The organism is Bradyrhizobium sp. UFLA05-112, assembly GCF_053572325.1.
The window spans coordinates 1-12,648 of sequence record NZ_JBANBK010000026.1; the positions used below are offsets into that span (position 1 = coordinate 1).

At 58.7% G+C, this 12,648-nt stretch carries 17 protein-coding genes and 1 pseudogene; 7 read left to right on the forward strand and 11 right to left on the reverse strand.

The features are described 5' to 3' along the window. Positions 1-902 precede the first annotated feature (902 nt). The gene (locus SO180_RS17055; RefSeq protein ID WP_449379993.1) at positions 903-1,106 is read left to right on the forward strand and encodes a CsbD family protein; all 204 of its coding nucleotides are present in this window, start codon (positions 903-905) and stop codon (positions 1,104-1,106) included. A gap of 195 nt (positions 1,107-1,301) precedes the next feature. Here the strand turns inward: SO180_RS17055 and SO180_RS17060 are convergent, their stop codons facing one another. The 3 genes from SO180_RS17060 to SO180_RS17070 form a co-directional block, all read right to left on the reverse strand. After that, positions 1,302-1,814, reverse strand: coding sequence for a phasin family protein (locus SO180_RS17060; RefSeq protein ID WP_449379994.1), 513 nt, complete (start codon positions 1,812-1,814; stop codon positions 1,302-1,304). 33 nt (positions 1,815-1,847) lie between these two features. Then, the gene (locus SO180_RS17065) at positions 1,848-2,309 is read right to left on the reverse strand and encodes an ATP-dependent DNA ligase (protein ID WP_449379995.1); all 462 of its coding nucleotides are present in this window, start codon (positions 2,307-2,309) and stop codon (positions 1,848-1,850) included. A gap of 350 nt (positions 2,310-2,659) precedes the next feature. Next, positions 2,660-2,920, reverse strand: coding sequence for a hypothetical protein (locus SO180_RS17070; protein WP_449379996.1), 261 nt, complete (start codon positions 2,918-2,920; stop codon positions 2,660-2,662). A gap of 755 nt (positions 2,921-3,675) precedes the next feature. On the opposite strand from SO180_RS17070, the gene SO180_RS17075 reads away from it, so the two are divergent. Beyond that, complete coding sequence (locus SO180_RS17075) at positions 3,676-3,900, forward strand: hypothetical protein (RefSeq protein ID WP_449379997.1); 225 nt, start codon at positions 3,676-3,678, stop codon at positions 3,898-3,900. 41 nt (positions 3,901-3,941) lie between these two features. Further along, positions 3,942-4,283 (forward strand): hypothetical protein, encoded by a 342-nt coding sequence (locus SO180_RS17080; RefSeq protein ID WP_449379998.1) that lies wholly within the window; start codon positions 3,942-3,944, stop codon positions 4,281-4,283. A 298-nt stretch (positions 4,284-4,581) separates the two neighbouring features. On the opposite strand, the gene SO180_RS17085 is transcribed toward SO180_RS17080, so the two are convergent. The 4 genes from SO180_RS17085 to SO180_RS17100 form a co-directional block, all read right to left on the reverse strand. Further along, complete coding sequence (locus SO180_RS17085) at positions 4,582-5,499, reverse strand: MBL fold metallo-hydrolase (protein ID WP_449379999.1); 918 nt, start codon at positions 5,497-5,499, stop codon at positions 4,582-4,584. Positions 5,500-5,692: 193 nt separating this feature from the next. Next, on the reverse strand, positions 5,693-6,511 hold the full coding sequence (locus SO180_RS17090; RefSeq protein WP_449380000.1) for an alpha/beta fold hydrolase: 819 nt from the start codon (positions 6,509-6,511) through the stop codon (positions 5,693-5,695). A 321-nt stretch (positions 6,512-6,832) separates the two neighbouring features. Beyond that, on the reverse strand, positions 6,833-7,345 hold the full coding sequence (locus SO180_RS17095; protein ID WP_449380001.1) for an ABC transporter substrate-binding protein: 513 nt from the start codon (positions 7,343-7,345) through the stop codon (positions 6,833-6,835). Then, the gene (locus SO180_RS17100; protein ID WP_449380002.1) at positions 7,276-7,803 is read right to left on the reverse strand and encodes an ABC transporter substrate binding protein; all 528 of its coding nucleotides are present in this window, start codon (positions 7,801-7,803) and stop codon (positions 7,276-7,278) included. The genes SO180_RS17095 and SO180_RS17100 overlap by 70 nt, the downstream gene beginning before the upstream one ends. A gap of 403 nt (positions 7,804-8,206) precedes the next feature. On the opposite strand from SO180_RS17100, the gene SO180_RS17105 reads away from it, so the two are divergent. Both SO180_RS17105 and SO180_RS17110 read left to right on the forward strand, forming a co-directional pair. Then, positions 8,207-8,383: a hypothetical protein gene (locus SO180_RS17105; RefSeq protein WP_449380003.1), complete on the forward strand. Its 177-nt coding sequence runs from the start codon at positions 8,207-8,209 to the stop codon at positions 8,381-8,383. Between the two features lie 22 nt (positions 8,384-8,405). Continuing rightward, complete coding sequence (locus SO180_RS17110; RefSeq protein ID WP_449380004.1) at positions 8,406-8,630, forward strand: hypothetical protein; 225 nt, start codon at positions 8,406-8,408, stop codon at positions 8,628-8,630. A 128-nt stretch (positions 8,631-8,758) separates the two neighbouring features. On the opposite strand, the gene SO180_RS17115 is transcribed toward SO180_RS17110, so the two are convergent. Together SO180_RS17115 and SO180_RS17120 are read right to left on the reverse strand one after the other, a co-directional pair. Further along, the gene (locus tag SO180_RS17115) at positions 8,759-9,295 is read right to left on the reverse strand and encodes a PcfJ domain-containing protein (protein WP_449380005.1); all 537 of its coding nucleotides are present in this window, start codon (positions 9,293-9,295) and stop codon (positions 8,759-8,761) included. Positions 9,296-9,364: 69 nt separating this feature from the next. After that, positions 9,365-9,943, reverse strand: a complete 579-nt coding sequence (locus SO180_RS17120; protein ID WP_449380006.1) for a hypothetical protein — start codon at positions 9,941-9,943, stop codon at positions 9,365-9,367. A 435-nt stretch (positions 9,944-10,378) separates the two neighbouring features. Here SO180_RS17120 and SO180_RS17125 point away from each other — a divergent pair, with 435 nt between their 5' ends. Next, positions 10,379-10,798 (forward strand): hypothetical protein, encoded by a 420-nt coding sequence (locus SO180_RS17125; protein ID WP_449380007.1) that lies wholly within the window; start codon positions 10,379-10,381, stop codon positions 10,796-10,798. 75 nt (positions 10,799-10,873) lie between these two features. Continuing rightward, positions 10,874-10,990 (forward strand): annotated as a pseudogene (locus tag SO180_RS17130) (SOS response-associated peptidase); the annotation flags it as partial. Between the two features lie 22 nt (positions 10,991-11,012). Here SO180_RS17130 and SO180_RS17135 read toward each other — a convergent pair. After that, a complete protein-coding gene (locus SO180_RS17135; protein WP_449380008.1) occupies positions 11,013-11,765 on the reverse strand; it encodes a DUF5131 family protein in 753 nt (250 codons plus the stop codon). After that, on the reverse strand, positions 11,765-12,607 hold the full coding sequence (locus SO180_RS17140; RefSeq protein ID WP_449380009.1) for a three-Cys-motif partner protein TcmP: 843 nt from the start codon (positions 12,605-12,607) through the stop codon (positions 11,765-11,767). The genes SO180_RS17135 and SO180_RS17140 overlap by 1 nt, the downstream gene beginning before the upstream one ends. Positions 12,608-12,648: the final 41 nt, after the last annotated feature.

Genomic DNA, 12,648 nt, shown 5'->3' on the forward strand with positions numbered 1-12,648 from the left:
CCTGTGCATCGTACACGAGTCCACAGCTCGCACATCGCATTGTGAGGTAGCTAGTGCCGGGGCGAAGTTCGACCGAGCTCTGTACGCTGCCGCCCGATTGGCATCTGGGGCAATACAGACGTTCGTGGTCAGGTTTGCCGGACACAGTCTTGAGTGCCTGCGCATCGAGGCCGATCCTCAATGCTCGAAAGGGAAGCCCACAGTCTACTCGCGAACAGCTACTGACGTTCCTTCCTCTCTGCCTCATCCTGAAGATATCTCTTACCCCCTCAACCGGCCAGCTCTTCCCGGTCGAAATGACACGCCCCGGCTCTGATCGGTCGCGCTGACGAGGACGTGAGTGCCAATCACGCCAATGGTCCTTTCGAGATGCAGATCGGTCTCGGGCTTTCCAAGCCAGCGTCTTATTGAGATCACCGGATATCTACCACACGGAGTCGTCGTCCAGCTCGACAACATGGCTATCGGAGTGAGATCGGATTGTCATTAGCGCCTGCTAGCCCTCACCGCGATCAGGATGAAGCTCTCGCTTCTCGGCTTCTGTGCTCCGGATGAGACGCTCGATCCCTTCACGCACGAGATCATCGCTCACGTTTCGTGCGATTTGACGGTAGTGTTTGAGTCTCTCATTGAGCTGTTCGCACTTCTCGCACACGGCAGCTTCCCGCTTGCCTTGATGCAACGGGCGATTACCAAGTGCGTTCCGTTGGAGAGCGAACTAGACCGCTAATAGGCCGCCAAATCCGCGCTTGCTTATGATCGGATGCTTTTGAAGACGGCGCATCTCGGCATTGGTCCACTTTTGAACACTGCGCCACCCGCGTCCTAGTGACGCTTGCAGTCTCGGAACGAAGGATCGGTCCCTCGGTTGGTCGATTTCACCCGTTTTAAGGAGGAGTGTGATGGACTGGAACCGTGTCGAAGGCAACTGGAAGCAGGTGAAGGGGAAAGTGAAAGAGCAGTGGGGAAAGCTTACCGACGACGATCTTGATGTGATCGACGGCAAGCAGGATCAACTCGAAGGCCGATTGCAGCAACGGTACGGCTACGCCAAGGATCAGGCGCAGAAGGAAGTGAATGATTGGTACGGCCGTCAGAAGTGGTGACGAACAACAACCATCGACATTCGTCGAAGTGTGTTTGGAGCTTTTTGGCTCTCGGCAATCGTAAAGTGCAACGGGCAAAGGTTGTGGACACACACGTCGCCAATGGCGGTTAACGACAAGGCCCGCCGTTGACTGCGGCGGGTCTTTACTTTCCGGCGCGTTGCGTCAATCCATTTGCGCAGCGAGGGCCTTGCTTCATCGTCTAGGCACAACCGCGAGCTTCCGAGACGCATCGATGCGCCAGAACGGATATGCAGCCATTTCTTTCGCGTGCTGCCCGAACATCTCGATCCGTCTGCTTGCAAATTCCATAATGACGGCGAAAAAATCAGCTGGCGACCTGATTGCCGTAAGCCTCAGGCAGAATTCAAAAGCAAATTGCCCGTTGGCTTGGGCTATCTCAAGAAGCTTCGCTTGATAAGCCTGCATGTTTGCCATCGCTAAAGTGAAGCCTTTCGCTTGATCGCTATCCCTCATCCTTTGACTGAGATCACGTGGCAACGCATCCACCCGGGTCTCGATGAGGGGAGCATCGTCTTTTGGATCGTCATGTAGCTTAGGAGCTGGTTCAATCGAGACTGCCGCAATAGAGCGCAGAAAATCGCGTTTCGGGCTTCTAACAACGGCCTGCTTGTTCCGTTGGGCTCGCGCGGCCTTTTTGGGATTGCGAACGCGCATTGAGGCTGTTGCCGATTTGCGTTTGCTCATCTAACGCTCCAGTAAAATGGGGTGCGACTACAACTACATTTTTGAAGAACAGGCTGCGCGATGTGGCGTTCCAATCCCTCGGATAATGCGACAAGCCGCGCGGAATAGGTCCGGACCAATCTCGCCCCGCTCGAAAGGCGCAACAGTGATGCCGTCGGGCCGCCGTGCCAACAGCCGCTCCAGGTTTGTCTTGCGCTGGTGCAGCGGCAGCGCGCGCAGGTCGTCACCGTCCATCGCGAGCACATCGAATGCGTAAAGCCGCGCTTCGCGGGAGTTGAAATCGGAGATGCCGTCGGCGCGCAGGATCACAGCTTCCCCGTCGATGACGAAAAGCTTTTGGCGGTTCTTCAGCGCTGCGTCGGCGATCCATGGATACCGCTTGGTCCAATTGGTGCCGTTGCGGGATAGCAGCCGCACGCGCTGATCCTCCCGAATGAGCAGCATCCGGTAGCCGTCTGCTTTCAACTCATGAATCCAATCCGGCCCCGCTGGCATCTGCCTGTCTCGTACGCATGAGCGGAAAGATAAGCAGCGCTGGGATTTTGCGAACCAAATGTTTGTTCCTGCCCGGGAACAGTGTCACCAATGTGCGGGACCGAACAGACTAACTCGGTGAGCCTTGAGTAGCGTCGCCGTCGCTTTGGTCCGGGCTTGGTACCGGGCGCGGACCGAGCGGCCCCGGCCGGGCGCCCCCCTTCAAGCGGCCGGGGCCTCATTTGTCCATCTAGCGCACGTGGGCTTCATCGCGCATCATGGCGGCGTCTGCCTCGGGGCTGGCCTGAGCAGACCTTTCGGCCCTGTGCTGCGGATTCGGTGCGGACCTCCAGACGGCACAGGGCCGTGGTCTACTCAATGCTCCTCACCGTGCTCAACAATCGCACATAGGTCCCGCTCTCGTGCAGCTCGAGCCAACCGCGCTCGACCGCCATCTTGATGCCCGCGCCAAACTCGGGGCTACTGCCACGGTGTTGGTACATGAACGGCGCGTTGATCTTCTCGATATGGATGCGGCCGTCCTGCACGAGCTCGATGCTGGCTGCGACCTCGACGAGCTTTCGCGCTGCGGCCTCGGGCGTGGCGAAGTGACGTTCTGCGGTGAGTTTCATGCGGCGATCCGGCGGTGTGCGGTGTGGATATGCAGCCTGAGTTTGACTTCGTTAGTCGCATTTGGGGTTTCTTGGTTTCGCCCACCTCCAGTTCTCAACCTGCATACCATCTATAAAGTAAGTGGCGCATGTGACGACGTGCTTGCCTCTGCCGCAATCCGTCTCGGCAAAGCACATGATGCACCATTGGCCTTTCTGTAGTGCGCACATGTGCCAAGCCATCATCGGTGCGTGGCATTTCGTGCATTGTCGATGTTCTCCCATAACCCACTCTCTTTTCCTCATTTGGGGTTGAGCCTTCATTGCCCTTGGCGACATGGTGTCAGCACAGCCATCTGATCGGGAGAGGGGTGATGCCCTGCGGCCCATCCCGAATGCTGGTCGCGCCGTAGTCTCAATGCCGAGCATGATGACAGCTGCAAAGCCACTGATCAGATCGAGGCCATCCCGAGCAGCAAGCCGGTGGGAAGGTGTGGAGCGTCATCCCAATGGCGGCGAGGTGCGGTGCAAATGTGATTTCGTAAGCCGCAGCTTCGCTGCGGACGCCTCGCGATAAACTCGGAGCACCGAAGCCTACTAACTGGATGCGGCGATCATGTCTTGTGATTTGGAGCCAAGTTGTTGGGAATGCGCGCCAATTGAAACATCACGGTAGGTTGCGTAATGCGACGCGGAAGCAAGCACCCTTCTGTCAGTGTTCAGTTCGCCGCCATGTCCGTGCGGCGGGAAGCTCTCGCCGTCACGCGAGACGGCATTTGCCCATTCCGATCATGGCGGTGCTTTTGGGCACGGCGGCAATCAGTCTTGGCATCATAGGTTTCGGCAACGGGCGTATTGGCCGCCGGTTTTCCTTGATCGACGCCGTTTATGGAGCCGCTGCGGCCGCGCAATGGATGACCATCGACATGGACTATCCGAGAGGCGGCATGATTAGGGTAAGCAATCGCCCTGTCGTGGAAGCTTTAGCCGCGATGAAATAGGCATCGAGCAAGCCTGCTGATTGCCCGAAGCAACCGCATCCATGACGGCAAACATGGCGTCGGTTTGGGACACCGGCGCGGCGACCGATAACGCCGACACGGACATCGCCGCTGTAGATCAGCCACGTCTCGCGGTGTGGATCGTGCTTGCTGCGGCGGCGGGTGAGAGCGGGCATGCCGAGATCAAAGCGGCGCACGACCTTGCTGGCAATTATCAATCCGTCGTGGATCAGATCGTCGCGAGACTACTGTCAGTCGTTGCTGTGGACAGGCTCACGTCTGCTGAGCCAGCAACAGGGGTACGAGAGCGGACATTCCGGGACCGCCGCTTTGGGCCGATTCTGTTGAAAAAGGCCTTTGTCGCGAGCATGCTCATTTTCTGAAGACTTCTGATGCGTTTGTCCAGCGGGGACGTGGGGGATCGCATCAACATAGTCAGGATCGCTCGGTGATCTTCCTAGCTTTACTACGAAGGCGTTTCTTGCCAGAGCTCGCTCTAAGTTAATTTCAGTGACGTTTTTGTCGTGGCGTTACTTTCGCCTTTTTCAACAGAATCGGCCACGAGCGGACATCTCGCCCTAGAGAACAAGCGGGGTTAGCGCCCTCCACGAAGTGCGTCGGGCAGACGACCCAGATGACGAATCGTGTTTCGCGCCGTGACTCTCTAATACGAGAGATCTGTCAGACGCCCTCGTAAACCAGCCGGGTAAAGAACGCCGGGGTGATGAGGAACTGGCCCCACTTCGCATCGAACGCCGCGGTCGGATTGGCGGCAATCGTGTCATCGAGCGAGCGGCCCTGCTGCTTGAGCTTGCCGACATTGTCGCGGATCGTGACAAGCATGTCACGATAGGCCGAAAGTTCGGCCTTGTTGCTGAGCGGGTTGCCGTGGCCCGGGATGACAATCGTCTTGTCGGTTACGGCGGCGACATTCGCCTCGGCCGCCTTGATCATCCCGTCGATGTTTCCGCCGGTTGAATAGTCGATGAACGGATAGATGCCGTTCCAGTAGGTATCGCCGCAATGGAAAATGTCCGCTTCGGGGATCGTCACCGATAAGTCGCTGTCGGTGTGCGCGGGACCGTAATATTTAAGGTGAAGCGTGGACTGGTTGAGCTTCAGGGTTTTCTCAGACGAGAAGGTTTCAGTCGGAACGCCCGGTAGCGGAGAAGACGGGAAGTTGAAATCCCAGTCCTCGACCCTCTGGGCGACCAGCAGATGCTTGTGGGTGTTGTCATGGGCGATAATGGCTGCCCCTTCCGCATTCAGCCATTGATTGCCGTCCGTGTGATCGAAGTGCCAGTGCGTGTTGATCAGGTGCGTAACCGGATCTCGGCTCAACCCATTGGCAGCCTCCAGGATGCGCGGACGGGATGCGGTGATCCCGGCATCAATGAAGATCTTTCCGTCGGCGCCTGTCACGACAGCAATATTGCCGCCTGAACCCTCGAGGATGCTGACATTGTCGCGCAGCTTGTGGACCTTGATAGGCGCTTTGGCGGCGTCGTCACGGATCAGGTCCACGATGTTGCGCGCTTCCGCGAAAGCCTGTCGCGGCGAGAGCCAGCCGCCGGTTGCCGCCACCGTGGTCGCCGCCATGCAGCACAGACAGAATCCGCGTCGCGACATGATATGCTGATTGAGGGTCGCCATGGGTCTCTCCTATGGATGTCCGCAAAACGTTCCGGGGGCGCGGCCACGGATGCAGCGTCGCGCCTGCTGTTTGCGATGTGGACAATCGTCACGGCCTGCCGTCGGCCACATTCGGGCGCGGCCGACGGCTTGCGATCCGCTAACCCTTGATGAACGCCAAGAGGTCCGCGTTGATGGTCTCGGCCTTCGGCATGCCGTGCGGAAAACCCTTGTAGGTCTTCAGCGTGCCGTTCTTCAGAAGCTTTGCCGACAGCGGCGCCGAATCAGCATAGGGCACGATCTGGTCGTCGTCGCCATGCATCACCAGCACCGGCACGTTGATCTTCTTTAGATCCTCTGTGAAGTCAGTTTGCGAGAACGCGACGACGCCGTCGTAATGTGCTTTCGTGCCGCCCATCATTCCCTGACGCCACCAATTCAAGATCACGGGCTGCGATGGTTTCCTGTCGGGCCGATTGAAACCGTAGAAGGGCCCCGAAGCGAGGTCGAAGTAGAACTGCGACCGGTTGGCAGCCAATTGGCGCTGCAAATCATCGAACACGGACTTCGGCAGCCCGCCCGGATTGCTAGGCATCTGTACCATCAAGGGCGGCACGGCGGAAAGGATTGCGGCTTTCGCCACGCGGCTTTCGCCATGACGAGCAACGTAGTGCACGACCTCGCCGCCGCCAGTGGAATGGCCGACATGGACGGCGTTCTTCAGGTCGAGATGTGCGGTGACCGCCGCAAGATCGTCGGCATAGTGGTCCATGTCGTGTCCGGTCCCACCCTGGCTCGAGCGTCCATGGCCACGGCGATCATGAGCGACGACGCGAAAGCCGCGGTTGAGGAAGAACAGCATCTGCGTATCCCAGTCGTCGGGCGACAGCGGCCAACCATGGCTGAAGACGATGGGCTGTCCCGAACCCCAGTCCTTGTAGAATATTTCTGTACCGTCTTTGGTGGTGATCGTGGGCATCGCGAACCTCCTGCTTCGCTGAACTGCGTGAACCAAGCCAAGAACAGAACTAAGGCTCGGCAGGTGCTTCGGTGCTATGCAATATTCGCGCAAAGCTCGGGCAGTTGCTAGCTGTTGTTAGAGGTCGTTTGAGAGCGGCGGCACTTCTGTGCCACTTTCTACTATGGCATTCTTGCTGACATTCATAGCGCCGCTGGAAAGTTTGGCCACGGGATCGAAGTCGCCTTCGGGGTCAAAATGCGAAGAACTCAGTGTGATCAAATCTAGTCCGCTGTACTCGCTAAGCAGACCTCGGACTCATGCGCTGAGCAAACCGCATCTTTACTCAATCACCTCGTCGGCGCGGGCGAGCAATGAGGGAGGTATTTCGAGGCCAAGCGCCTTTGCGGCCTTGAGGTTGATCACCAGATCGAATTTGGTCGGCTGCTCGACCGGCAGATCGGCAGGCTTGGTGCCTTTGAGAATTTTATCGACATAGTCGCCCATGCGCCGGAGCAGATCGGTTTTATCGGTGCCGTATGAAACCAAACCGCCGTTGGTGGTGAACAGTCGAAAGATGTAGATCGCGGGCAGACGATGCTCCGCCGCCAGCGCGGTAACCCGTGTGACATTGTTAACGGTCAATTCATCGGCAAAAGGGATGATCGCATCGGCGTGCTGGGCGGCGGCGGAGGCAAAGGCAACGTCGAGTTCCTCCACCGTGATCGCCTCCAGTACCGAGAAAGTCACCCCCAGCTTCTGAGCAGTTTCGGGCAACTCCTCGGCTACCTGCAACTTGTGCATTGGATTGTCCGGATTGACCAAGATCGCAATTTTCGAGGCGGCAGGAACCATCTCCCGCAGGATTTGTATCCCTTGCTGATGATAGTTCCCGGTACGATGGATGTCAGACCCGTTACGTTGCCGCCGGGATGCGACAGGCTTTGGACGAGGCCAACCCGCACGGGGTCACCCGCAAGGAAAACAATCGGAATGCTGGCAGTTGCCGATTTCAGGGCTAAAGCTATTTGCGTACTCGGGCCAACGAGCACATCAGGCTTGAGGGCGACAAGCTCGTTCGCTAGAGGCGCTAGGCGCTCGGCATGATTCTCGGCCGACCGGTAATCAACGATCAGGTTCTTCCCTTCGATCCAGCCATGATCGCGAATGCTGTCCTGCCAGACCTTGTAGTTTGGCAAGTACAGGGGCGCGGTATCAAGATAGCCAATCCGGCGAGGCCGCCCCTGTGCCCACGAATGCCGTGGCGAAGCAAGCAATGCCGCAGTGCCTGCTACGAACTCCCGCCGTCGCATGTGTCCCTCCCTCCAAGGACCACGCCCGTAGGATTGCAGAGTAGCACTTTGTGGGACGACCGGGAGCCGCCCAATTCACCCCTCGCGGTCTAGTCTGGCGGAGGCCTACACGGTCCCGATCGAGGCAGAGCCGTAATGCCGCCGATCCTAGTGATCGCAATCGGGCCATCATGGACTAGTGCGCCTTCATGTCGCCGACGCGCAGGCTCGACCTCACTCCGATGGTATTTTCAGATGTACCAGCATTGCGGCCGCTCCCGCCGCTGCGGTCTTGGCGGCGAACAGGCGGTCCGGCCAACGCTCATCGACCGAGGCATGCGGCTTAATGGTTATTGCATTTGGGGCCGTGGCGGTTTTCTCTCCATCAGGGTGGATTATAGCGGGAGAGGCAGGAGGTCGCGCGATGGTAAGGAAGATGGCGGAGAACGGCACCTACTATCACGAGCCGCCCTACACCGAAGAGGAAGAGGACGATTTCTACCGGCGCACGGGAGACGCGGAGTCGCTTACGATTTTCCATCGTCCTGTCGCACAGCCCGTCCCGCAGCAAGAATTGCCGCAACGGCCGGCAAAGAAATAGTCCCGGCCTTCAGGGCCCAATAATGACTGTCTACGATCCTGACGTTCCGAAGACTGCCGAAGAGATCGAACTGGAAACCACCATCACGGACCTCGCCTATCGGCTCCAAGACGCCGACGAGGACAGCGCCGAATACAAGTTTATCGAGCGGCAGATGGAAGGTATCCGCCGCGGCAGCGAGCTGGGCGGCCTCCTGATGGAAGAATACGACATCAGCGGACTCAGGGCTGTGCGTCACTGGTTGTAGTCGTCCAGCGCGGGGAGACTCTGCCGAGAGCAGGCGCGGCGCCGCGGCTGGCTGTGATCAAACATTCCGCATACGATAGCGGCTCGGCGCGCCACGCCGGGCCTTTGCCGACGGACTCCACACAGCAATCAATCATCGATGGCACCGACCGTGGTCGAGACGTGCAAGCTGTTGTTGATCTCCTCCACGAAAGTGCTGACGACCTTCGCTATTTCAGGTGCCGGGCGCGAGTTGCGTGCCCCGACCAACTGGCTTACCTGATAGCGGTCGCCTTGCCCGATACCCCTCATAGTCACTGTAGTGTTGGGCCCCTTGTATTGTGTCAGCCGACCAGTGACTTCCAGCGTCGCGATACGCTTGCCGTTCTCAAGGATCGAGTAGATGCGCGATTTGCCATTCACCACGTTCTGCCAGTACGATGCAACGCAATGATGCATGGCGGCACCCTCCGCGCGCAGCGCCTTTCCAGTTTGTAGCGCGACGAAGCTGAGATCGCCATGCTTCCAGTGGAGCGGCAGCGGCGTGTACTCGATCACCGTATCGAGCGGTACGCCGGTACGCTTGACCACTTCGGCTACGGCCAAGTACCCGTGCCACGCTTGCTCTTCGGCGCGGGCGCGCTCAAGGGTCCAGTTCGGGTTGAAGGTGTCGGCGCGAGCGTTCACAAAGTCTACCAAGTGACGAACCGCGTTGGCTTCGGTGTAGGTGACACCGGGGAAGTTGGTCGCGGCCCATTAAAAAAACAGGCATCGATAGTTGTTGGCATCTGAGCCGTACGCCATCCCCTCGCACCAGTTTTGCAGGGCGTGCAACCAAGCATTCTGCTTTTGTCGCGCCGCCGGGATGATTTGCGCGAGTGTCGATGGGTTCATCAGCGCGAGCCGCCGGACGGCTGTCGCCCGGCTTGCGGTTAACACCCTTCCGTCCAGTTGCCGCAACGGCAGAGGCAGGCCGTACGACTGCATCACGTCGCGCAATCGGGCCTTGCTCTGGCACATCCTGCGGAACTGCTCTTGGACAAAGGCCCGCTCGGTCCTCGATACGTCCGCGTTGCCGCGCGCGGCTGCGAGTACGATCACCAGGGCTTGCTCGATGTAGTCGATGGCGTAGCGGTGCGCGCTCGCCATCAGCAAATACAACGGGCGAAGTCCCCGGTTGGTCACAAACACCTCGCTCATTCGGGCAAGTGCGGCCCCGCGCCAAATCTCGTCATCGATAAGATCAGGCATGCGCTTGAGCTTGTGCTTGATGATGATTTGGTTGATGGTTTGGTGAGCTAACCCTGAGTTACGCAACGCTGTCGCGGCGTCCACCCTTATTCGTCGTGGGATATCGAAGTCCGCGCCCTCGCAACATATAGATTGGGTGCGCGCCTGCAAATCCTCAGGCCTGCAAACTCATTCGGTTGGCCGCAATTCACAAAACATTGGCACGAAAGAACAAGGGCCGAAACGTGCGCCGGAGTAGGCGCTTGCTTACATGATGCTCACACGTCGAGATGTTGGAGTTATCGGGATTATGGCACAACGTTCGAGCCAACTTCTATATTGCTGCGCGGACGCGCGTCGGCGCAGGCGGCCAAGGCCGCAATACCCGCTTTTTTCGCAGCGTGTCGCTGGTATCGCGGTCAATCGAATACCGCATAATCTGGCTGGCGTCGTCAGTAACGGGCTGATCTACGTTGGCATGCTGTTCTACGCCTCCACCGCGACGCCGGTAGCAGAAGAACCGGCAACTGAGACCGCGCCATGAGAGCGATCCTCGCAGCGGCAATGATCGCCGCAACTATGACCTGCGCGGCTGCGCAGGAAATGGTGCCGATCAAAAGGTTCATCGCTGAGAACAGTGACCGCGATCCAAACAACTCGGAGCATGTCGGATATCGCTGCTTTGTGATCCTGTCTTTGATCGGCAGCATATTTGAGCAGGACGACCGTCCCGATGTGAAAACGAAAGGCACACTGTTCCGAGCGTGGGCTGATGGTTTCATTCCTGCTGCGATGGGCAAGAATTTCAACCCTGATTATGCGCGTAATCAGGGCGCGATAATTTCCCAAGCCTACGGCGAGCGCATCGCACGGTCGAGGGCGATGAGCGGCAACATATTCAACGATCCTGTCGTCCGCTCTGACTTCGAGGTCTGCACCGCGATAGCAAAAGCGAGGTGACAGCCCTGACGTTCGCGCATTAACGACAAGGCCACGTGAAAAATAAGCTAGGTTGCTCGGCCTTCATTATTCAGCGTCTGGCTGCGCGCACCATGGGACGAGGCCAAGGCGTTGCAGCGGCCATTGCCGGATGAGGCGCTCAGGATTGTCATGCGAGGGGCCGACAAAGAGGATCGCACAGTGGCGGCTTGAGGGCGTTGCCCTTTAGCGAGGATCAGGGCATCGCGACGGCGCGCGGCATCTCATCGAACGTGCGCCCGCGATAGTGCCTGCCGGTGCTCTTTTTGCGAACGCCGCCCCACTGCTTGAAGAAAAAGGCCGTCCTTGCCTTGCGACATGCGGCCTCAATCTCCGCGACCCACTGCTCGGCCATCGGACGCGAACGCGGGCCGCTCTCGCCACCGACGATTGCCCACTGAATTCCCGTCAGATCGGCCCGAGCCACCGACCCGAGCAAGGGCTCGAACGAGACAAACCTGATGGCAGCATCGACCTTGCGCAGATCGTCAATGCGCCCGAGATAGTCGGCGCTTTCGACGCTTGTGCCGAGCCACACATTCGGCAGCACTGGCAACGATGCAGTGATCTCCGCCATCCGATCCGGCCGCTTCGTCAGAATTTGATAGGTATGTTGCGGCGTCGCCTCCATCGTTTCCCAGACAGTGGCAACGAACTCCGCTGGCACGGCTTCATGAAACAGGTCCGACATCGAGTTCACGAAAATCCGGCGCGGCTTCTTCCAAGTTGTCGGTATGCCGAGCGCCGCGCGATCAAGCCTGACCTTGCCCGTCCAGACGGCGCGCTTGCCGCTCTTGCGCGTGAGCCCGCGATACTTCGGAATGCCCATCGCGTCCAGCCGCGCGGCCATGCGCATCGCGTAGCAGTTCGTGCAACCGGGCGAGAGCACCGTGCAGCCAGCGACGGGGTTCCACGTCGCGTCGGTCCATTCAATTGAGGTGTCAGCCATCACAGTCCTTCTAAAAGCGACCCTTGGCCGCCCAAGTTTTGCACGTCATTCCAAAGCTTGTGTCCGAGCCGATTTGAACTCACGAACACCAGCCAGTAGAGGCGCTGGTTCTTCTCGCCGACGATCAGCGGTATGCCCGTTGCGGGATGCGTGCCGAGTGAGCGAATAGACTGGAGCCAGTAGTCAATAAACGCCGCCCGCAGCGCAATGGTTGCTTGGTTGACATCAACCGTATCTCGCCATCCGGGCGCAAAAATGTCTAACACCCCGCCGACGCGGGAATGCCTATCAAGGTTGCGTTGCAAGTCTTGCAGGCTGACGTGGATGATCATGTCCATCCGCTTCACTCGCAACATCCGCTCGATGATCGAAAATGGCAGTTGTGCGAGATTGAAGGGATCAAGGAATGCGAGGTGGAGGCCGTACGGATTGATCGCGCTCATCACCTGATCGACAACGGCACTTGCTTCGCCGACATAGCTTGTTGCCGATCCGCCCAAGGCCGTGATGCGCTGGGCCAGCGCGGATGAGTTCTGCGCCTCCAGATCGGAAAGGTGCATCTGCGAAAAGGGATGACCGCTATCGCGCGCGGCCTTGAATGCCGCAACGGCGCTGCCCTCGATGATCTGATTTGTGTCAGTGATGAGTGACCGGCCCGCGCCTGAGTAAAGCTCGATGTAGGTAGCGCCGCCCTTTCCTTGCGGAGCTAAGAACTTCGCGCGTGCACCGCGAGCCGCTTGAATGTACCTCCTCACTCGGTCGTGTTTTTCGACCGCCCACGGGCCGACCTCGCCGACGATCAGCCCGTCGTCGGGATCGAATTTGACTACCTTTTTTGCCATACAGTAGCTCCCCTGGGAAGCACTACCACACCGCCAAAGGT